Here is an 18,814-nt window from a genome sequence, read left to right on the forward strand (position 1 = left end):
CGACCTCTTTTCGGCATTCAGCCGCGGAACCAGTGCTGCGGCCGGGGATGGATGTTCTGCCAGATGTGTTTGGGCTCTCGGTACTCGTTCAGGCCGGTAGGTCCCAGCTCCCGGCCCACGCCTGAGTGCCCGAAGCCACCCCATTCCGCTTGCGGCACGTAGGGGTGGTAGTCGTTGATCCACACCGTGCCCTGGCGCAGCCGCCGGGCGACCCGCTGGGCCTTGCCGGCGTCCTGCGTCCACACGGCTCCGGCAAGTCCGTACTCGGTGTCGTTGGCGATGCGTACGGCATCCTCCTCGTCGGTGAAACGCTCCACGGTGAGCACGGGCCCGAACGACTCCTCGTGCACCACGCGCATGTCCTGCCGGCATTCGTCGAGGACGGTCGGCGGGTAGTAGTGGCCGTTCACCAGCGCGGGATCGTCGGGCCGTGCGCCACCGCAGCGCAGTACCGCGCCTTCGGCGAGGCCGGCCGCGACGTACGCCTCGACCTTCGTCAGGTGCTGTGCGGAGATCAGCGCCCCGGTCTCGGCCTCGGGGTCGAACGGCCCGCCGAGGTGGATCTGCCGGGCGCGGCGGACGACCTCGTCGACAAAGCGGTCATGCAGCGAGTCCTCGACGATCAGCCGGGCGCCGGCCGAGCAGACCTGGCCCGAGTGCAGGAAGACAGCGGTGAGCGCGAAGTCCACGGCGGCCTCGAAATCGGCGTCGGCGAAGACGACATTGGGGTTCTTGCCGCCGAGCTCCAGCGCGACCTTCTTCACTGTCGCGGCGGCGGTGGCCATGATGCGCCTGCCGGTCTCCAGACCTCCGGTGAAGGACACCATGTCGACAGCGGGGTGTTCGGAGAGCGGTGCCCCCACCTCGGGCCCGGTGCCGAGGACGAGATTGGCGGCGCCGGCCGGGAGCCCTGCCTCGTCCAGTGCCCTCATCAGCAGGATCGAGGTGGAAGGGGTGAGCTCGCTGGGCTTGAGGACGATCGTGTTGCCGGCGAGGAGCGCCGGAGCGACCTTCCAGCTCGCCTGCAGCAGAGGGTAGTTCCAAGGTGTGATCAGCCCGCACACCCCGACCGGCTCGTACACCACGCGGCTGACGGCGTCGTCGCGGCCGGTGTCGATCACGCGGCCGGCGTCGGTGCCGCCGAGCCCACCGTAGTAGCGGAAGCAGGACACGACGTCGGCGATGTCGTACTCGCTCTCCACCAGCCGCTTGCCGGTGTCCAGGGACTCGGCGCGGGCGAATTCCTTCGCATCGCGCTCGATGAGGTCGGCGGTGCGCAGCAGCAGCGCGCCGCGCTCCCGCTCGGGGGTGCTCGGCCAGGGGCCCTCGTCGAAGGCGCGGCGGGCCGCGGCGATCGCCGCCTCGGTGTCGGGGCGTGTCGCTTCCGAGACGGTCGCCGCGAGCGTGCCGTCGGCGGGACATCGGATGTCCCGGTGCCCGCCTGCCACCGGATTCCGCCATTCGCCATCCACGTACAGGTCTGCCACGCGCCGAGCCTTTCAACTGAAATGCGTTGCGCATTGTGCACCAGATTGCTTGTGGTGGAACACCCTGGTCGAATGTCCGGACAGACGTCAAGAGGTTCGCCGATGACGATTTCGTAAGGGGCCCATTGACCCTTCTCTCTTGACCGCGGGTCCCGCGGACACCGACCATGTTGCGCATCGCTCATCGTGTTGTGCAATACGCACCCGACGGAGGCCCGCATGTCCCCCAGACCGCAACCCGGCCGCGAGTATGTCCTCACCCTCTCCTGCCCCGACAGCGCCGGACTGGTCCACGCAGTGAGCGGCTTTCTCGTCAGGAACTCCGGCAACATCCTGGAAAGCCAGCAGTTCGATGATCGACTCCAGGGCCGTTTCTTCATGAGGGTCCATTTCGATGTTTCCGATCCGAACGCCGGTCTGGAGCAACTGCGTTACCGGTTCGGGCCGGTGGCCCAGGCCTACCGGATCTCCTGGAACCTGAGCGAGGCGGCAACGCCGACCCGGACGCTGATCATGGTGTCCAAGTTCGGCCACTGCCTGAACGACCTGCTCTTCCGCCGCCGCACCGGCGCCCTCAACATCGAGATCCCGGGCATCGTCTCCAATCACCGGGACTTCGAGGGGCTCGCGGAGACGTACGGCATCCCCTTCCACCACATCCCGGTGACCAAGGAGACCAAGCCCAAGGCCGAGGCACGGCTGCTGGAGCTCGTGCGGGAGCTGGACATCGACCTGGTGGTGCTAGCCCGCTATATGCAGGTCCTCTCCGACGACCTGTGCAAGGAGCTGGAGGGCCGCGCCATCAACATCCACCACTCCTTCCTGCCCAGTTTCAAGGGCGCACGCCCCTACGAGCAGGCCTACCGGCGCGGGGTGAAGCTCGTCGGCGCGACGGCGCACTATGTGACGCCGGACCTGGACGAGGGCCAGATCATCGAGCAGGACGTCGTCCGGGTGGACCACTCCCTCGACCCCGGCGACCTGGTCACCGTCGGGCGGGACGTGGAGGCACAGGTGCTCGCGCACGCGGTGAAGTGGCACAGCGAGAGCCGCGTGATGGTGGACGGCAACCGCACGGTGGTCTTCCGCTGACCCGCACTCGCAAGGGGGCGGGACCGGATTCCGGTCCCGCCCCGTTCTATGTCCCGCCCCCGTCGTATACGGCCCCGGGAGCGCCGCCCTCCGTCACAGCCTTTGCTGGAGGAAGGCGATGAGCGCGGCCGTGAGCTGCGCGGGGGCATCCTCCTGGACGCGGCGACCCGCGCCGGCGATCGGTTCGAAGCGCCCGCAGGGGATGAGAGCGGCAAGCTGGCGCCCCTTCGCCACGGGGATCCACGGCTCTGGATTTCATCGGTGCAGTGCTGATCGGTTGGCCGGGGCCGTCCAGCCAGGGGGGCGCTGCACAGGCCGGGCGCGGCATCGCCCTAAAGGGCCGCGGGGAACTGCGCGATCAGCCACGAAGGCGCCGCAGACGAACGACGGCACATCGCGGCACTTACAGCGGAGCACTGGCCGGCCCGTGCAGCAGATGCGCTCGCAGGGCGACCGCGCCGCCGACATCGTGGGCGACGACGAGCGGTTCCGTCAGGCCCAGTGGCTGAGGAGCTCGGTGAAGACGCGGCCCTGGGCGGCCAGGGACACGTCCTGGCCCATGGCCATCTCGGAGGTTCCGTAGCCGGGCATGACCCAGACGAACACCTGATGGTCACCGGATGTGCCGGCGAAGGTTCGAGTCAGATTCCAGTCGATGTCCGTTGTCATCCTTCTCTCGGTTCAGCCGCCCAGCCGGTCCAGCAGCGCGCGGCGCCACCGCTCCGTCTCGGCGATCTGGTTGAACGTGAACAGGTGCAGACCGGCCACCCCCGCCCCGGGTGCGATGAGCGCCTCCTCCGCGCGGGTCAGCAGCCTCTCGGGGGCATACCCGCCGGGTGCCGCGAAACGCACGAACCAGGAGGCGTGCTTCGCCAGGAAGCGCGTCGACTCCCCCACTCCGATCTTCGTGGCCATCGCCAGCAGCTTCGCCCGCTGCACGGGCCCGGCGACCCCCACGTACAAGGGCAGGGTGACGTCCCGGCGCCGTATGCGCACGATCCACTCCCCCAGCACCCGCGGATCGAAGCAGAGGTTGCTCACGAGGTACGTGGCGTGCTCGCGCTTGTCCCACATCGCCTGGACGGTGACGTCGTCGTCGATGAGGGGGTGGCTCTCGGGGTAGCCGGTGACACCGACGTGCGCGAAGGGCCTGCCCAGCTCACTGAGCCTGCGCAGCACCGGCAGCGCCCCGTCGTAGACCCCGGCGGGCGGGTCGGCGTCGCCGGCCGGGACGAAGACGTCGTCCACGCCCGCCTCGCGCAGCCGGCCCGCGACCTCCTTCAGATGCAGGTCGTCCCGCAGCAGCCGCGCCGGCACGTGCGGGACGACCCGGTAGCCGTGGCCCGCGAGCCGACCGGCCAGGTCGAGGGTCGGTTCCAGGCCCTTGACCGGCGACGCCGTCACGGTGACGGCGACGTCGCGCGGGACATGGGCGAGGACCTTGTCCTCGGTCGCCTTCGCGGGCAGCACCTCGTAGCGGACGCTGTGCAGCAGCGCCCGGAGCCCTGCGGTGCCCAACGCCTACCCCGTCTGCTTCTGGGCGTCGCGGTGGCGGTAGTACGCGGCTTTCGACGGTTCCAGCGGCTGCCTGCCGAGGATCAGGTCGGCGGCCTTCTCTGCGATCATCATCACCGGGGCGTAGATGTTGCCGTTGGTGACGTAGGGCATCACCGACGCGTCCACCACGCGCAGGCCCTCCACGCCGTGCACCCGCATGCTGGTCGGGTCGACGACGGACATCTCGTCGGTGCCCATCTTGCAGGTGCAGGACGGATGCAGGGCGGTCTCGCCCTCCTTCGCGACCCAGGCGAGGATCTCCTCGTCCGTCTCCACCGACGGTCCCGGTGAGACTTCGCCGCCGTTGTACGGGGCGAGCGCGGGCTGGTTGAGGAGCTTGCGGGCCACGCGGATCGCCTCGACCCATTCGCGGCGGTCCTGCTCGGTGGAGAGGTAGTTGAAGCGCAGCGCCGGGTGTTCGCGCGGGTCCTTGCTCTTGATCTTCACCGAGCCGATGGCGTCGGAGTACATGGGTCCGACGTGCACCTGGTAGCCGTGGGCACCGGCGGGTGACGAGCCGTCGTAGCGGACCGCGACGGGCAGGAAGTGGAACATCAGGTTGGGGTAGTCGACGTCCTCGTTGCTGCGGGCGAAGCCGCCGGCCTCGAAGTGGTTGGTCGCCGCAGGCCCCTTCCGGAACAGCCACTGCAGGCCGATGAAGGGGGCGCGCCACTTCGCCATGTACGGCTGCATGGAGACGGGCTGCTTGCAGGCGTACTGGACGTAGACCTCCAGGTGGTCCTGCATGTTCTCGCCGACGCCCGGGAGGTCGTGGACGACATCGATGCCGAGGGCGCGCAGTTCCCCGGCGTTGCCGACGCCGGAGAGCTGGAGCAGTTGCGGGGAGTTGATGGCGCCTCCGCAGAGGATGACTTCCTTGGCGCGGACTTGCTGGAGCGCTCCCCGGCCGCGCTGGAACTCGACACCGACGGCGCGCTTGCCCTCGAAGAGGACGCGGGTGACGAGGGCGCGGGTCTTGACGGTGAGGTTGGGCCGCTTCATCGCGGGCTTGAGGTACGCCTTCGAGGCGGAGAGCCGGCGTCCATGATGGACATTCCGGTCGAACTTAGCGAAACCTTCCTGTCGATAGCCGTTGACGTCCTCGGTCGGCGCGTAGCCCGCCTCCTGAGTGGCCTTGAGGAAGGCGCCGAAGAGGGGGTTGGCGGCCGGGCCGCGTTCAAGTACGAGGGGGCCGTCGTGGCCGCGGAACTCGTCGTCCGGGTCGGCCGCCAGACAGTTCTCCATCCGCCGGAAGTACGGCAGACAGTGGGCGTAGCCCCAGGTCTCCATGCCCGGGTCCGCCGCCCAGCGCTCGTAGTCCATGGGGTTGCCGCGCTGGAAGATCATGCCGTTGATGCTGCTGGAGCCACCCAGGACCTTGCCGCGGGCGTGATAGACGCGCCGGCCGCCCATGTGGGGCTCGGGCTCGGACTCGTACTTCCAGTCGTAGAACCGGCTGCCGATCGGGTAGGTCAGCGCCGCGGGCATGTGGATGAAGACGTCCCACGGGTAGTCCGACCGGCCGGCCTCCAGGACCAGCACACGGTTGGCCGGGTCGGCGGAGAGTCTGTTCGCCAGTGCACTGCCGGCCGAACCGCCGCCGACGATGACGAAGTCGTACTGCACAGGAGCCATGGTGCCTCGTCTCGCTCGCGCCGTAGATATGCGAGGCATGCTAAACCCAGTCGCGTTATACGCACCAGGTTGCGAACCACGCAACCTTCAACATCTTGGTTTCGGTCCTGTTACTTGCAGGGGCGTTGTTTACTACGCGTATAGTTTTACTGGTGAGCAAATACAGCCCTGACACTGAAACGTCGAATTCGCAGGCCGGCGGCGTGCAGTCGGTGGACCGCGCCATCAGCGTCCTGGAGATCCTCGCCCAGCGTGGCGAGGCGGGCGTCAGTGAGGTGGCCGGCGAGATCGATGTCCACAAGTCCACCGCCTTCCGCCTGCTCGGCGCCCTGGAGGCGCGCGGCCTGGTGGAGCAGGCCGGTGAGCGCGGCAAGTACCGGCTCGGCTTCGGCATCGTCCGCCTGGCCGGCGCGGTCACCGGCCGTATCGACATCACCCAGCAGGGCCGCCCGGTCTGCGAGCGCCTCGCCGAGGAGATCGGCGAGACGGTGAACATCGCCGTCATGCAGGAGCACTACGCGATCAACCTGTATCAGGTGCGCGGCCCCGGAGCCGTCACCGCGCACAACTGGGTCGGTCAGCTGACCCCGCTGCACGCCACCTCCAGCGGCAAGATCTTGCTGGCGCATCTGCCGGCCAAGGAGCGCGCCGCGCTGCTGTCCGCCGCCGGATTGAAGAAGGTCACCCCGCACACCATCACCGCGAAGACAAAGCTCGAGAAGAACCTCGCTGAGGCGCGGGAGCGGGGCTACGCGTTCACCCTGGACGAGCTGGAGGTCGGTCTGCACGCGATGGCCGCCCCGGTGCGCAACCGGGACGGTGAGGTCATCGCGGCGCTCAGCGCCTCCGGGCCCGGGTACCGGCTCACCGAGGAGCACCTGCACGAGCTCTCCCCGATACTGCTCAAGGGCGCCGAGGAGATCAGCCACCGGATGGGCTACCTCGGCTGAGTCACCCCTGAGGGGTGCCCCAGGCGCTCGTTCACCCAGTCGTGGAAGGCGCCGATGTGGTGCTCACTGGGCACCAGCACGCCGCCCTTGGCGTACATCCGGGAGCTCATTCCGGGCTGCGTGCGCTCGCAGGCGTCGAAGTCCTGCTGGTTGACGCGGTGGAACAGTTCCACGGACCGGCTGACGTCCTTGCCGCTCTCGACGACACGCGGCAGGTACAGCCAGTCACACTCGACGATCGTGCGGTCCACCGACACCGGGTACATCCGGTGGAAGATCACGTGGTCGGGCACGAGATTGATGAACACCTGGGGCTTGACGGTGATCGCGTAGTACCGGCGGTCCTGGTCCTCGGCGACGCCCGGGATACGGTCCAGGCCCTCGGAGCCGTCGACGGTAAAGCCCTGCACGTCCTCGCCGAACTCCGCGCCGTGGCCCACGTAGTACTGGGCGGCGAAACCGTCCGCGAACTCCGGGAGCACCTCGGTGAGTTCGGGGTGGATCGTGGCACAGTGGTAGCACTCCATGAAGTTCTCGATGATGAGCTTCCAGTTCGCCTTCACGTCGTAGGTGATCCGCTTGCCGACGGAGAGGTTCTCGATGCCGTAGCGCTCGATCGACTCGACGTCGCCCAGGCGGTCGACGATCTCACCGATGACGTCCTCCTCGAAGGAGGGCGGGTTCTCGGCCAGGCAGACCCAGACATATCCGAGCCACTCACGTACGGCCACGCTCACCAGACCGTACTCGGTACGGCCGATGTCGGGCATCTTGGTGAGGTTGGGCGCCGCGACGAGCTTGCCGTTCAGGTCGTACGTCCAGGCGTGATAGGGGCACTGGAAGGCGCGCTTCACCTCACCGGTCTCCTTGGTGCAGAGCTTGGCTCCGCGGTGCCGGCACACATTGAAGTAGGCACGGATGCTGTTGTCCCTCGCCCGGGTGACGAGGATGCTCTCGCAGCCCACGTCGACGGTGCGGAAGGCACCGGGCTTCGCCAAGTCGGAGGCGCGCGCCACGCAGAACCACATGGTCTCGAATATGCGCTCCTGCTCCTGGGCGAAGATCCCCGGGTCCGTGTAAGAGGAGCCGGGGAGGGTGGCGATCAGGCTGTCCGGCAGGCTGGTCGAGGTCACGGTGCACTCCTCGGGAGAGCGTCGGGGAGGGGTCATTCACGCGCCGGGAAGAGCGACTCCGGACGGCGTTGTGCAAAGAGCAACGCTGCGTGCTATGTGCAACCGCAGCATGGGATGCCACTGGGGTGGTGTCAAGATGCGAGGGGTGTCAGGATGCGGTGGCGTCAGGTTGCGGTGGCGGCGAGCTGCTTGCGCCAGCGCATGAACAGCCGCGGCTGGTTCATCCCGAGCACGGCGACCGGACCCCCGGCCCGCCGGTAGACGGCCAGGACGTCGCGGTCGCCCGCGGCGCCCGCCTCGATGGACACGCTGTCCGCGCCGGCCGCGTGACCGGCGAACTGGATCTTCACGCCGTACTGGTCGGACCAGAAGTACGGCGGCCGGGGCACACCCGGTTCCACCGCGCCGCCCGCCAGCAGGGTGGCGATCGCGGCGTCGGGCCGCTCCCGCGCGCCGGTCCAGTGCTCGACGCGGCGGTGGAAACCCGCGCGTGGGTCGTACCAGTTGGCGCAGTCGCCGACCGCGACGACGCCGGCCAGGCTGGTGCGACCGTCGGCGCCGCACTTGACGCCGTTGTCGAGGGCGATGCCGGAGCCTTCCAGCCACTCGACGTTCGGGCGTGCGCCCACCCCGACCACGACGATGTCGGCGGGGATGCTGCGGCCGTCCTCCAGCAGGACGGCGTCGACACGGGTCTCCCCGCTCAGCCCCTTGACACCCACGCCGCACTCCAGCCGTACGCCGTGGTCGGCGTGGAGGGCGGAGACGATGGCGCCCATGGTCTCGCCGAGCGGTCCGGCGAGCGGCGTCGGGGCCGCCTCGACGACGGTCACGTCGAGTCCGAGGGTGTACGCGGTGGAGGCGACCTCGGCGCCGATGAAGCCGCCGCCGATCACCACCAGGCGTCCGCCGCGCGCCAGTTCGTCCCGCAGCGCGCGGGCGTCGTCCAGCGTACGCAGCGTGTGCACTCCGGCCAGACCCTCGGATCCGGGCAGGATGCGCGCCGCGGCGCCGGTCGCGATGACGACCCCGTCGGCCTGCACCTCCCGTCCGTCGCCGAGCCGGACGGCACGCCGCGCGTGGTCGAGTCCGGTGGCGCGGGCGCCGAGCAGCCACTCCGCCCCGAGGTCCTCTTCGTCGGTCTCCAGGGCGAGTTCGGCCTCGCCGAGAGTGCCGGAGAGGAACTCCTTGGACAGCGGGGGCCTGTCGTACGGGCGGTGGAGCTCGTCGCCGATGAGGACGAGCCGCCCGTCGTAGCCCTGCTTGCGCAGTGAGCGCGCCGCCGACAGGCCGGCCAGCGAGGCGCCGACCACGGCGACGGTCCTCACGCGGGACCCCCGGCGAGCCGGGCCGAGATGCAGGGCGGCAGGTTGGGCGCCTCGGTGGACAGCCGGACGTGGATCATGCCGTCCGCGACGACGACCTCGTGCGTCCGGACCGGGAGCTTGGCCGGCGGGGCGTCGACCGCGCCGGTCCTCAGGTCGAACTTGGAAGCATGCAGGGGGCATTCCACCTCGCAGCCCTCCAGCCACCCGTCGGCGAGCGACGCGTCCTGGTGGGTGCAGGTGTCGTCGATGGCGAAGAGTTCGCCATCGTCGGTGTGGAACACCGAAACCGGCGGATCGATGTCGAGCCGGTGGGCCTCGCCTCGAGGGAGGTCCCCGAGACGGCACGCGGGAATCATCATGACACCTCGGTGCATATAACGAAACGGATTGCGGTAAGCGCAACAACAGTCTGAGGTCGGCCCGAACCCCTGTCAAGGCATTCAGAGGCCGCTCTGAGTCTGATTTTTGGTTGCGCCATAAAAAACTTCATTCGCATAGAGCAACAACAGCCCGCCACGTCGGCTCGCGGTGGCCGCGAGCCGAGGGCGGGCGTGTGAGGGGCGCCGGTGGGCGTCAGAAGCCGCGGTCGACCCACTCCTGGAGGTGCCGGGCCTCGGCGGCGACGGTGGTCGTGTCCCCATGTCCGGTGTACACGACGGTTTCTCCCGGCAGCGTCAGCAGCCGGTCCCGGATCGAGTCGATGATGGTCGGGAAGTGGCTGTACGATCGCCCCGTCGCCCCCGGCCCGCCGGCGAACAGGGTATCGCCGCTGAAGAGCGCCTCCAGGGCCGGCGCGTACAGGCAGACCGCCCCAGGGGCGTGTCCCGGCGTGTGCAGCACGGTCAGCTCGATGCCGGCCACCGTGAGGCCCTGGCCGTCGGCGAGTTCGGCGTCCGGCGCCCTGTCGGGGTGGGTCTGCTTCCACAGCGGCAGGTCGTCCGGGTGGAGGAGGACCGGGGCACCGGTGCGGTCGGCGAGTTCGGGCGCGGCGTCGATATGGTCGTTGTGCGCGTGGGTGCACACGATCGCGGTCAGGCGCCGGTCGCCGACCGCCGCGGCGATGGCCTCGGCGTCATGGGCGGCGTCGATGACGATCGCCTCGGTGTCGTCGCCGACGATCCACACATTGTTGTCGACGTCCCAGGTGCCGCCGTCGAGCGTGAACTGCCCCGAGGTGACGAGACGTTCGATGCGGGCGGCCATCAGAGGACCACCACCGAGCGCAGGACGTCGCCGTGGTGCATCCGCTCGAAGGCCTTCTCGACCTCGTCCAGCGCGATGGTCTCCGTGACGAAAGCGTCCAGGTCGAGCCGGCCCTGGAGATAGAGGTCGATGAGCATAGGGAAGTCGCGTGAGGGCAGGCAGTCGCCGTACCAGGAGGACTTCAGGGAGCCGCCTCGGCCGAAGACGTCCAGCAGCGGCAGTTCCAGCCTCATCTCCGGGGTGGGCACACCGACCAGGACGACCGTGCCGGCGAGGTCGCGGGCGTAGAACGCCTGCTTGTACGTCTCCGGGCGGCCTACCGCCTCGATGACGACGTCGGCGCCGAAGCCGCCGGTCAGCTCGCGGATCGCCTCGACCGCGTCGGCGTCCTTGGAGTTGACGGTGTAGGTCGCGCCCAGCTTCCTGGCCGTGTCCAGCTTGCGGTCGTCGATGTCCACCGCGATGACCTTCGCCGCGCCCGCCAGGTTCGCCCCGGCGATCGCCGCGGCCCCGACACCGCCGCAGCCGATGACGGCGACCGAGTCACCCCGCCCCACGTTCCCGGTGTTGATGGCGGCGCCAATGCCCGCCATCACGCCGCACCCGAGCAGACCGGCGGCGGCCGCCGACGCGGTCGGGTCGACCTTGGTGCACTGCCCGGCCGCGACCAGCGTCTTCTCCGCGAACGCACCGATGCCCAGGGCGGGAGACAGCTCGGTGCCGTCCAGCAAGGTCATCTTCTGCTTCGCGTTGTGGGTGTTGAAGCAGTACCACGACTCTCCGCGCTGACAGGCACGGCACTGGCCGCACACCGCACGCCAGTTGAGGATCACGAAGTCGCCGGGCGCGACCTCGGTGACGCCCTCCCCCACCGACTCCACGATCCCCGCGGCCTCATGCCCCAGCAGGAACGGGAAATCGTCGTTGATGCCGCCCTCGCGATAGTGCAGATCGGTGTGGCAGACCCCGCATGCCTCGATCTTCACCAGCGCCTCACCCGGACCCGGGTCGGGCACGATGATCGTCTCCAGGCTGACGGGGGCGCCCTTGCCCCGCGCGACGACAGCACGGACCTGGTGCGTCATGGCCACTCCTCGGCTGATACGAGATCTGAATAAGACGTTGCTCATTACGGCACACATCTCGTGTCCCGCAACACAGCATCACGGAGCGCCGACCCGGGGTCAAGGATTCGACCATCCATCGACCGAGTGGCCAGAGGGCGGATACGACGCCAGGACGTGAGGGCGCAGGCGCGGCGGCTGCAGTATCGACTTTCACCGTCTTCGGCTGGGATGCGCCGCCGACCAGCATGCCTGCCACAGCCGGAACACCGCCCGCCGCCATGTCAGGCGTCCTGGACAGGCCGGCCGAGCGAGATCATCGCGAGCTGATCCGCAGCCTCGGCGCCTCGACGGCGGAAGCCGTACGCGGTCAGTCACCTCATGTGTCACAGGCCGATTCCGATGCTGGTCGAGAGCCCGACAACTAGCGCGAGAGGGCTTGACGGCGAGACACAGGGCGTGTTCGCTGTTGCGCCAATAGCGAACAATTTCTCATTGCACAACATGCTTGCCGGCCCTGTGCCGCCGAAGTACACGGCAGTCCTACCGACCATGCCTGAGCCCGACGAACAGAAGGAAAGAGAGCATGACTGCCCCCAGACGGCGAAATCGCCAGACACCGCGGATCAAGAGGAACCAGGGTCCCGCTCCTGTGCCGTTCAGAAATTCATCGCGGCTGGTCAGGCCGTGTACCTGTACTCGTTAATCAGCCCGCCCAGGAGGCGATGTGCGGGGGATGGGCTGCATGGTTCTCACGTTGGGTCTCGGCACTGCCCGGTCGTCGTCGAGGGGAGGCCGCTGCTGTCGGGCTTGGTGCGGGCGATGGCCGTTGTAGTGGCAGGCGTACATGTCGAGCACCCGTCGAGCGTGGGCTTCGTTCAAGATCAGCAGGTGATCGAGGACCTCGCGTCGGAGCGTCCCGATGCCCCTTTCACAGTGCGTGCGCGTTCATGCGTGGGGACCGCGGTGCTGTCCCCACGACCTCGATGCTCTCCGACTCGAAGACCGTGTCGAAGGACCCGGTGTACCTGCTGTCCCGATCCCGAATCAGGAAATGCGGTGACTCCAGGCGCAGGCCCAGTTCGAGGGCGAAGTTGCGGACTTGCTGCACCGTCCACCGCGCAGCCGGGTGAGCGGTGACGCCGGCGATATGCAGTCGGCGCGTGCCATGTCCGAGGAAAACCAGCGCGTAGATGCGACGGAGATCAATCAGGCCGATGTGGAGGAAGCCGCAGGCGATGATGGAGCCGGCCTGCGCCGCCAGGAAATCTCGCCACGCCGGCCCGGCTCTCCGGGGAGCAGGACCTACGCCGGCCGCGGTCAAGATCTTCCAGACAGTCCAGGCTCCAACGTGACGCCCGAGCCGTACGAGCTCACCTTGGATCCGGCGACACCCCCAGCGTCAATTCTCCGCGGCCAGCCGCAGCACCAGCTCCTTGACCACCTCCGTGCTCGGTGACCGACCAGGCTTGGTCCGCCGCTCGCTGTAGTCCCATCGGCGCGCGACGAGCCTGCGGTGCCACGCAAGCAAGGCCCCCGGAGCCATCGGAAACACCCGCGCCCAGCGCAATCGGGGTATGAGCGAGGACAGTGCGGCAAACCACAGCCGCTCCACTGGCTCGCAGCGCACCGGACCCGCGAGTTACCGACGCAGCACAGCGATTTCGTACCGAAGAACCAGCAGTTCGGCGTCCTTGCCTCCCTGATTGCGTCACAGCACCGCCGGAACGGACAGCAGCCTCCGCCTCACCTGATACACCAGCGAGACAATCACCCGCGCATGAACCCAGCCTGCCCACAAGGTCCACCAGATCCGCAATGAGCTGCAGCGACACATTTATGAACGGCACAGGGGCAGCCGTCTGGTGGCCCGCTACCGAGCCGAGGGCGAGGCGGCGTTCGAGCCGCGCTCGAGGCGGCCCAAGACCTCACCCACCGCGCTCGCCCCGGACACGGTCGACCTGATCGTCCGCATCCGCAAGGAGCTGACCGAGCAGGGCCTGGACGCCGGGCCCGAGACCATCGCGTGGCATCTTCAGCACCATCACCATACGCGCGTGTCGCCGGCCACGATCAGCCGCCATCTGACCGCCCACGGCCTGGTCGTTCCCGCGCCCAGGAAGCGGCCCCGCTCGTCCTACATCCGCTTCCAGGCCGAGCTGCCCAACGAGACCTGGCAGGCCGACTTCACCCACCACCGCCTCGCCGACAAAGCCGGCACCGACACCGACACCGAGATCCTGACCTGGCTGGACGACTGCTCCCGCTACGCCCTGCACGTGACCTGCTGGGAGCGGGTGACCGGCCCGATCGTGCTCGACACCTTCCGCCTTCTTCGCCGAACTGGTCCCGGACATGCCCACGGTCAGCTGCCGCAGGTCAACGTCCGGTACGACGTGGGCGACGACCACCGGCTCGTCGGCACCCTGTGCCCGGACATGAAGTTGACGCTGGAGCGGCCCGACCCGGACGTCGTCACCGCGGTGACCCGGTCGGCGGACCTGCTGCGTGAGGGTCGTGGTCTCCTGCTCGACCTCGTCGACCGCGCGGAGGTCCGCGACGCCGCGGCCGCGTGGACCGGACGGGGCAACACCGTCACCGCCCGCACGGACCGGGTGGACGTCGACGCGTTGATCATCCGGCCCGACGGCTGTGTCGCCTGGGCCTTGCCCACCGGGCAGGACCTCGACGCCACCGCGCTGGTGCGTGCGCTGGGCACATGGTTCGGCCAACCGGCCTGAGCACCGTATTAACAGTCGTCTCAGGTTCGCTCGGTACGAAGTAGGCATCCAGACAAGCGATGTAACCCGTATGTAGGAGGCTAGTGATGGCAGTCAACGCAGCGCCGTCCGGGGAAGCGCCGGCCGGTCGGTTGGCAGGCCGGTGGGTGCCGTGGTTAGTGATTGGCTTGTGGCTGGTGCTGGCGGCGGGCATGGTGCCGCTGAGCGGAAAGTTGAGCTCGGTCACCACCGACAGCGCCGTAGACACCCTGCCGGCCAGTGCCGAGTCCACCAAGGTGGCGGTGCTGGACGACAGTCTCCCCGGCGGTGACAACAACACGTTCGTCTTCGTGTACCACCGCGCCGGCGGCATGACCGACGCCGACCGCGCGACGGTCGAGCGCCACTACAACACCCTTGCCGAGCGGTACCCGCCGAAGGCGACGGCGGCGGCCGGCGAGGACGACGAGGGCTCACCGACGAGCCCCTCCACAAACGGCAAGGCGATGATGTTCACCCTCGAGGTGAGCACGGCCTACGGCGCACCGGAGGACATCGTCGGCCCGTTGCGTGACGCCGCGAAGGACCGCCCCTCCGGCCTGGAACTCGACGTGACCGGCCCGGGCGCGATCGACGGCGACATGGATGCCGTCTTTGACGGCATCGACGTGCAGGTCCTCCTCACCACCATCGTCGTCGTCACGCTCCTGCTCATCCTCACCTACCGCAGCCCGGTGTTGTGGATCATCCCGCTCGTGGCCGTGGGCGCGGCCGCACTGACCGCGATGGGGACCATCTACCTGCTCGTCAAGGGCTTCGGCATCGTGGTCAACGACCAGAACTCGGCGCTGCTGACGATCCTGGTATTCGGCGTCGGCACGGACTACGCGCTGTTGCTCATCGCTCGATATCGGGAGGCACTGCACCACCATGAGAACGTCCGGGTCGCGATGGTCCACGCGCTACGCGGCGCGGCGCCGGCCATCGTCGCGTCCGCGGCCACCGTGGTCGCCGGCCTGCTCTGCCTGCTCGTCGCGGACCTGAACAGCACCAGCGGGTTGGGCCCGATCGGTGCGGCCGGCATCCTGTGCGCGCTGGTGGCCATGCTGACGCTGTTCCCGGCGGTGCTCGTGGTGCTCGGCAGGCGGATCTTCTGGCCGGCCATCCCACGGTTCAGCACGGCCGTGGAGGAGAAGCCGGGGCTGTGGGGACGGCTCGGCACCGCCATCAGCCGCCGCCGGTGGGTGGCGACGCTCGGCTCGCTCGGAGTCCTCGGCGTGCTCGCCCTCGGGCTGGCGGGCAACACCGGCGCCCTGCGGGAGCAGGACCAGTTCCTGTCCGCGCCGGAGTCGGTCACCGGCTTCACCGTTCTCCGCCAGCACTTCCCGGAGCTCGGCGGCCAGCCGATGACGATCTTCACGCGGCCGGCGCACCAGGAGCGGGTGCTCGACATCGTCAAGGACACTCGCGGTGTGGCCCTGGCCATCCCGGAGCAGACCAGCGGTGGCTGGGCCAACATCTCCGTGTTCCCGAAGGACGCGCCGGACACCGTCGCAGAGTACGACACGATCAAGCGGGTGCGCACCGCCGTGCACGCGGTGAGCGGGGCGGAGGCGATCGTCGGCGGGCCGAGTGCGGAGAACCTCGACACCGAGGTGACCACCGAGCGCGACGAGAAGCTGGTGATCCCGCTGGTGCTCGCCGTCGTCCTGATCGTCCTCGGGCTGCTGCTGCGCGCGATCCTGGCCCCGCTGGTCCTGATGGCCACCGTGATCGTCTCATTCGCCGCAGCCTTCGGCGGCAGCGTGTTCGTCTTCGACACGATCCTCGGGTTCAAGGGCATCGACTATTCGGTGCCGCTGCTGGCATTCCTGTTCCTGGTGGCGCTCGGCGTCGACTACAACATCTTCCTGACCAGCCGGGCCCGGGAGGAGACCGTGCGTCTCGGCACCAGAGAGGGCATGCTCAAAGCCCTCTCGGCCACCGGTGGCGTCATCACCTCGGCAGGCCTGGTCCTGGCGGCCACGTTCGCGGTCCTCGCCACACTTCCGCTGGTGATGCTGATCGAGGTCGGGTTCCTGGTCGCCTTCGGCGTGCTGCTCGACGCCCTGCTGGTGCGGTCGGTCCTGGTGCCCGCCCTCACCTTGCTGATCGGCCGGCGGATGTGGTGGCCGAGCCGGCTGTCCCGTCCAGCGGCGGAGCTGCCGGACGGTCAACAGTCGCTCGCCGACGACGAGGAGCCCGCCGCGCTGCAACGGTGAGCGCGGCGGCACGGACGAGATCCGGGACGGGGCCCCAGGCCCGTCCCGGATTTTTTTCATGGCCCCGACGGCCGCCGCCCTTTGGTCCTGCGCCGTGCGGCCGGGGCTGGGGTCGGCGCATCGCGGTGTCCTGCCCCGACGGTGAGCCGCGCGGGGCCATGCCCGAGGGCCGCCGTCCCTTGTCCTGCGCCGCGCCGCCGGGGCGGGTCAGCGCACCGCGGTGTCCTCCCCGGCGGTGAGCCGCGCGATCGGGGCGGGCGGGGCCGCGGCCGGAAGGTCGACCCGAAGCAGCGCGCCACCGCGTGCGGAGCGGGCGACGGTGACCCGGCCGCCGTGGGCGTCGACGACCCGCTGCACGATCGACAGCCCCAGACCGGATCCCGGCAACGCCCGGGCGCTGTCGGCACGGTAGAACCGGTCGAACACCCGCGGTACGTCGGCGGCGTCGATGCCCGGCCCGGCGTCGTCGACCTCGAGCACCGCCGACGCGCCCTCGGCACGGAGCCGGACCTGGACCGGCTGGTCCGCGGGGGACCACTTGCCGGCGTTGTCGATGAGGTTGAGCACCGCCCGCTCGAGCGCAGCGGGACGCCCGCTCACCCACACAGAGGTCACGTCGAGCGCGACCTCGATGTCGGGCGCGCGGGAACGCGCCCGGGTCGCGGCAGCCACCACCACGTCGGCGAGGTCGAGCAGCTCGGTGCTCTCGTCGCTGACGTCACCGCGCGCCAGGTCGGTCAGCTCGGCGGCAAGGGTGCTCAACTCGGCCACCTGGGCGCCGAGATCGTTGAGCAGCCGGGTCCGGCTCTCCGCCGGCAGTGCGCTGTCCAGGGTGCCGCGCCGATCGAGCCGGATCAGCAGCTCGACGTTGAGGCGCAGGCTGGTGAGCGGGGTCTTGAGCTCGTGGGCGGCGTCCTCGGCGAGCAGCCGTTGGGCCCGCCGGGAGTTCCGGAGCGCGGCGAGCATGTCGTTGATCGACTGGATCAGCCGCCGGATCTCCCCACCGCCCTCATCCGGGATGTCGGCGTCGAGATCCCGGGTGTGCGCGACACGTACCGCGGCGGCGGTCAGCCGGTCGATCGGTGCCAGCCCGGTCCGCGCCACGGTCCGCCCGACAAGGGCGCCGCCGACCACGCAGAGCAGCCCGATCAGCAGCATGCCCAACCCGAACTGGTTGATCGGGCTGTCGTCGGCGACGCGGGCCACCTGGACCGCGCCGTCGCCCGCCCGCAGCGTGTAGATGAGGTAGCCGTCCTCGTCGCTGTCGTTCGACTCCATCAGGTCGGCCGACGCGCCCTGCGCCACGCGCCCGGCGTGCTCGCTGACCGGGGGCAGCGCGGGTTGGCCGGCCGGCGTCCGGGTCGAGCCGTCGGGCAGGACGACCCGCACCAGCCGACCGGATCCGGGATACGGCGGTAGCTGGACCTGCGCCAGACCGGCGCGCTCCGCGTTCGTCGCCAGGACGCGGGAGTCGGCGCGTAGCTGATTCTCGGCGGTGTGCTGCAGCTCCCAGCCCAGTAGCTCGCTGGCCACCTGGAAGGCAACGAACACGCTGACCGCGATGGCCGTCGCCGCGATCATCGTCAGCCTGGTCCGCAGGGACCGCCGGCGCCACCATCGGGTCAGCCGGCGCGGTTCCCGGCCGGCGGGCCTGCTCACGGAGGAGTCTCCCGCAACGTGTATCCCAGGCCGCGCAGCGTGTAGATCAATCGCGGCTCACCCTCGGCCTCCATCTTGCGGCGCAGGTAGCTCACGTATACCTGGAGGTTGTTGGCGGTGGAGCTCATGCCGAAGCCCCAGATCGCCCCGAACAGCGCGTCGCGGGTCAAGACCCGGGTCGCGTTGCTCACGAGGACCTGCAGGAGGGAGAACTCGGTCCGGGTCAGGTGCAGCGGCCGCCCGCCCCGCCACGCCTCGAACCTGTCGGGATCGAGCCGGACGTCCGCGAACGACAGGATCTGCGACTCCTCGTCGGTCGGTGTGCGCCGGCGCAGCAGGGCCCGCACCCGGGCCAGCAACTCCTCGGTGGCGAACGGCTTGGGCAGGTAGTCGTCGGCGCCCGCGTCCAGCCCCGCGACCCGGTCGGAGACCTGGTCACGGGCGGTCAGCATCAGCACCGGCAGATCCCGACCCGCGGCCCGCAACCGCCGGCAGGTCTCCAACCCGCCGAGGTGGGGCATCATCACGTCGAGGAGCAGCAGATCCAGCGTGTCACCGCTGGCCCCACCGACCCCGTCGAGCACGGCGAAACCGTTGGCGACGGTGCTGGTGTCGTAACCCTCGACCTGGAGCACCCGCTCCAGCGACTCACGGATGGCCACGTCATCATCCGCGATCATGATCCGCACGCCGGCCCGCCCCCTTCCAGTCGATGTTTTTGCCGC

18 protein-coding genes are annotated in these 18,814 nt (G+C 69.3%); 4 read left to right on the forward strand and 14 right to left on the reverse strand.

Going from position 1 to position 18,814, the window contains the following annotated elements; translation table 11 throughout:
- Positions 1-17: 17 nt before the first annotated feature.
- The gene (locus ACFV2X_RS23105; protein ID WP_385619374.1) at positions 18-1,487 is read right to left on the reverse strand and encodes an aldehyde dehydrogenase family protein; all 1,470 of its coding nucleotides are present in this window, start codon (positions 1,485-1,487) and stop codon (positions 18-20) included.
- Between the two features lie 219 nt (positions 1,488-1,706).
- On the opposite strand from ACFV2X_RS23105, the gene purU reads away from it, so the two are divergent.
- A complete protein-coding gene (purU, locus tag ACFV2X_RS23110; RefSeq protein WP_385619376.1) occupies positions 1,707-2,579 on the forward strand; it encodes a formyltetrahydrofolate deformylase in 873 nt (290 codons plus the stop codon).
- A gap of 492 nt (positions 2,580-3,071) precedes the next feature.
- On the opposite strand, the gene ACFV2X_RS23115 is transcribed toward purU, so the two are convergent.
- From ACFV2X_RS23115 to betA, 3 genes are read right to left on the reverse strand one after another with little or no spacing between them, the layout of a single operon-like run.
- Positions 3,072-3,248, reverse strand: coding sequence for a hypothetical protein (locus tag ACFV2X_RS23115; protein WP_385619379.1), 177 nt, complete (start codon positions 3,246-3,248; stop codon positions 3,072-3,074).
- A gap of 12 nt (positions 3,249-3,260) precedes the next feature.
- Positions 3,261-4,097, reverse strand: a complete 837-nt coding sequence (locus tag ACFV2X_RS23120; RefSeq protein WP_385619381.1) for a 5,10-methylenetetrahydrofolate reductase — start codon at positions 4,095-4,097, stop codon at positions 3,261-3,263.
- Positions 4,098-4,100: 3 nt separating this feature from the next.
- Positions 4,101-5,771, reverse strand: a complete 1,671-nt coding sequence (betA, locus tag ACFV2X_RS23125; protein ID WP_385619383.1) for a choline dehydrogenase — start codon at positions 5,769-5,771, stop codon at positions 4,101-4,103.
- 203 nt (positions 5,772-5,974) lie between these two features.
- On the opposite strand from betA, the gene ACFV2X_RS23130 reads away from it, so the two are divergent.
- Positions 5,975-6,721, forward strand: coding sequence for an IclR family transcriptional regulator (locus ACFV2X_RS23130; RefSeq protein ID WP_385619514.1), 747 nt, complete (start codon positions 5,975-5,977; stop codon positions 6,719-6,721).
- Here ACFV2X_RS23130 and ACFV2X_RS23135 read toward each other — a convergent pair.
- From ACFV2X_RS23135 to ACFV2X_RS23170, 8 genes are all read right to left on the reverse strand, one after another.
- The gene (locus ACFV2X_RS23135) at positions 6,709-7,854 is read right to left on the reverse strand and encodes an aromatic ring-hydroxylating dioxygenase subunit alpha (RefSeq protein ID WP_385619386.1); all 1,146 of its coding nucleotides are present in this window, start codon (positions 7,852-7,854) and stop codon (positions 6,709-6,711) included. The two genes, ACFV2X_RS23130 and ACFV2X_RS23135, sit on opposite strands and share 13 nt — an antisense overlap.
- A gap of 164 nt (positions 7,855-8,018) precedes the next feature.
- Positions 8,019-9,182, reverse strand: coding sequence for an NAD(P)/FAD-dependent oxidoreductase (locus ACFV2X_RS23140; protein ID WP_385619388.1), 1,164 nt, complete (start codon positions 9,180-9,182; stop codon positions 8,019-8,021).
- Positions 9,179-9,541, reverse strand: coding sequence for a bifunctional 3-phenylpropionate/cinnamic acid dioxygenase ferredoxin subunit (locus ACFV2X_RS23145; protein ID WP_385619390.1), 363 nt, complete (start codon positions 9,539-9,541; stop codon positions 9,179-9,181). The genes ACFV2X_RS23140 and ACFV2X_RS23145 overlap by 4 nt, the downstream gene beginning before the upstream one ends.
- Before the next feature lie 214 nt (positions 9,542-9,755).
- A complete protein-coding gene (locus ACFV2X_RS23150; RefSeq protein ID WP_385619392.1) occupies positions 9,756-10,385 on the reverse strand; it encodes an MBL fold metallo-hydrolase in 630 nt (209 codons plus the stop codon).
- Positions 10,385-11,470, reverse strand: coding sequence for an S-(hydroxymethyl)mycothiol dehydrogenase (locus ACFV2X_RS23155; protein WP_385619395.1), 1,086 nt, complete (start codon positions 11,468-11,470; stop codon positions 10,385-10,387). The genes ACFV2X_RS23150 and ACFV2X_RS23155 overlap by 1 nt, the downstream gene beginning before the upstream one ends.
- Before the next feature lie 681 nt (positions 11,471-12,151).
- Positions 12,152-12,331, reverse strand: coding sequence for a hypothetical protein (locus ACFV2X_RS23160; protein ID WP_385619398.1), 180 nt, complete (start codon positions 12,329-12,331; stop codon positions 12,152-12,154).
- Positions 12,332-12,380: 49 nt separating this feature from the next.
- Positions 12,381-12,773: a hypothetical protein gene (locus ACFV2X_RS23165; protein WP_385619400.1), complete on the reverse strand. Its 393-nt coding sequence runs from the start codon at positions 12,771-12,773 to the stop codon at positions 12,381-12,383.
- Between the two features lie 78 nt (positions 12,774-12,851).
- The gene (locus tag ACFV2X_RS23170) at positions 12,852-12,995 is read right to left on the reverse strand and encodes a hypothetical protein (RefSeq protein ID WP_385619402.1); all 144 of its coding nucleotides are present in this window, start codon (positions 12,993-12,995) and stop codon (positions 12,852-12,854) included.
- 319 nt (positions 12,996-13,314) lie between these two features.
- Here ACFV2X_RS23170 and ACFV2X_RS23175 point away from each other — a divergent pair, with 319 nt between their 5' ends.
- Entirely contained in the window at positions 13,315-14,190 is an 876-nt protein-coding gene (locus ACFV2X_RS23175; protein ID WP_385619404.1) for a helix-turn-helix domain-containing protein, read from the forward strand.
- Positions 14,191-14,276: 86 nt separating this feature from the next.
- The gene (locus ACFV2X_RS23180) at positions 14,277-16,430 is read left to right on the forward strand and encodes an MMPL family transporter (protein ID WP_385619407.1); all 2,154 of its coding nucleotides are present in this window, start codon (positions 14,277-14,279) and stop codon (positions 16,428-16,430) included.
- 207 nt (positions 16,431-16,637) lie between these two features.
- Here ACFV2X_RS23180 and ACFV2X_RS23185 read toward each other — a convergent pair whose 3' ends face one another.
- Positions 16,638-18,089 (reverse strand): ATP-binding protein, encoded by a 1,452-nt coding sequence (locus ACFV2X_RS23185; protein WP_385619409.1) that lies wholly within the window; start codon positions 18,087-18,089, stop codon positions 16,638-16,640.
- On the reverse strand, positions 18,086-18,778 hold the full coding sequence (locus ACFV2X_RS23190; protein WP_385619412.1) for a response regulator transcription factor: 693 nt from the start codon (positions 18,776-18,778) through the stop codon (positions 18,086-18,088). Before ACFV2X_RS23190 ends, ACFV2X_RS23185 begins: the two co-directional genes overlap by 4 nt.
- Positions 18,779-18,814 lie beyond the last annotated feature (36 nt).

It is taken from the genome of Streptomyces sp. NPDC059679, assembly GCF_042734105.1.
GTDB lineage: Bacteria > Actinomycetota > Actinomycetes > Streptomycetales > Streptomycetaceae > Streptomyces.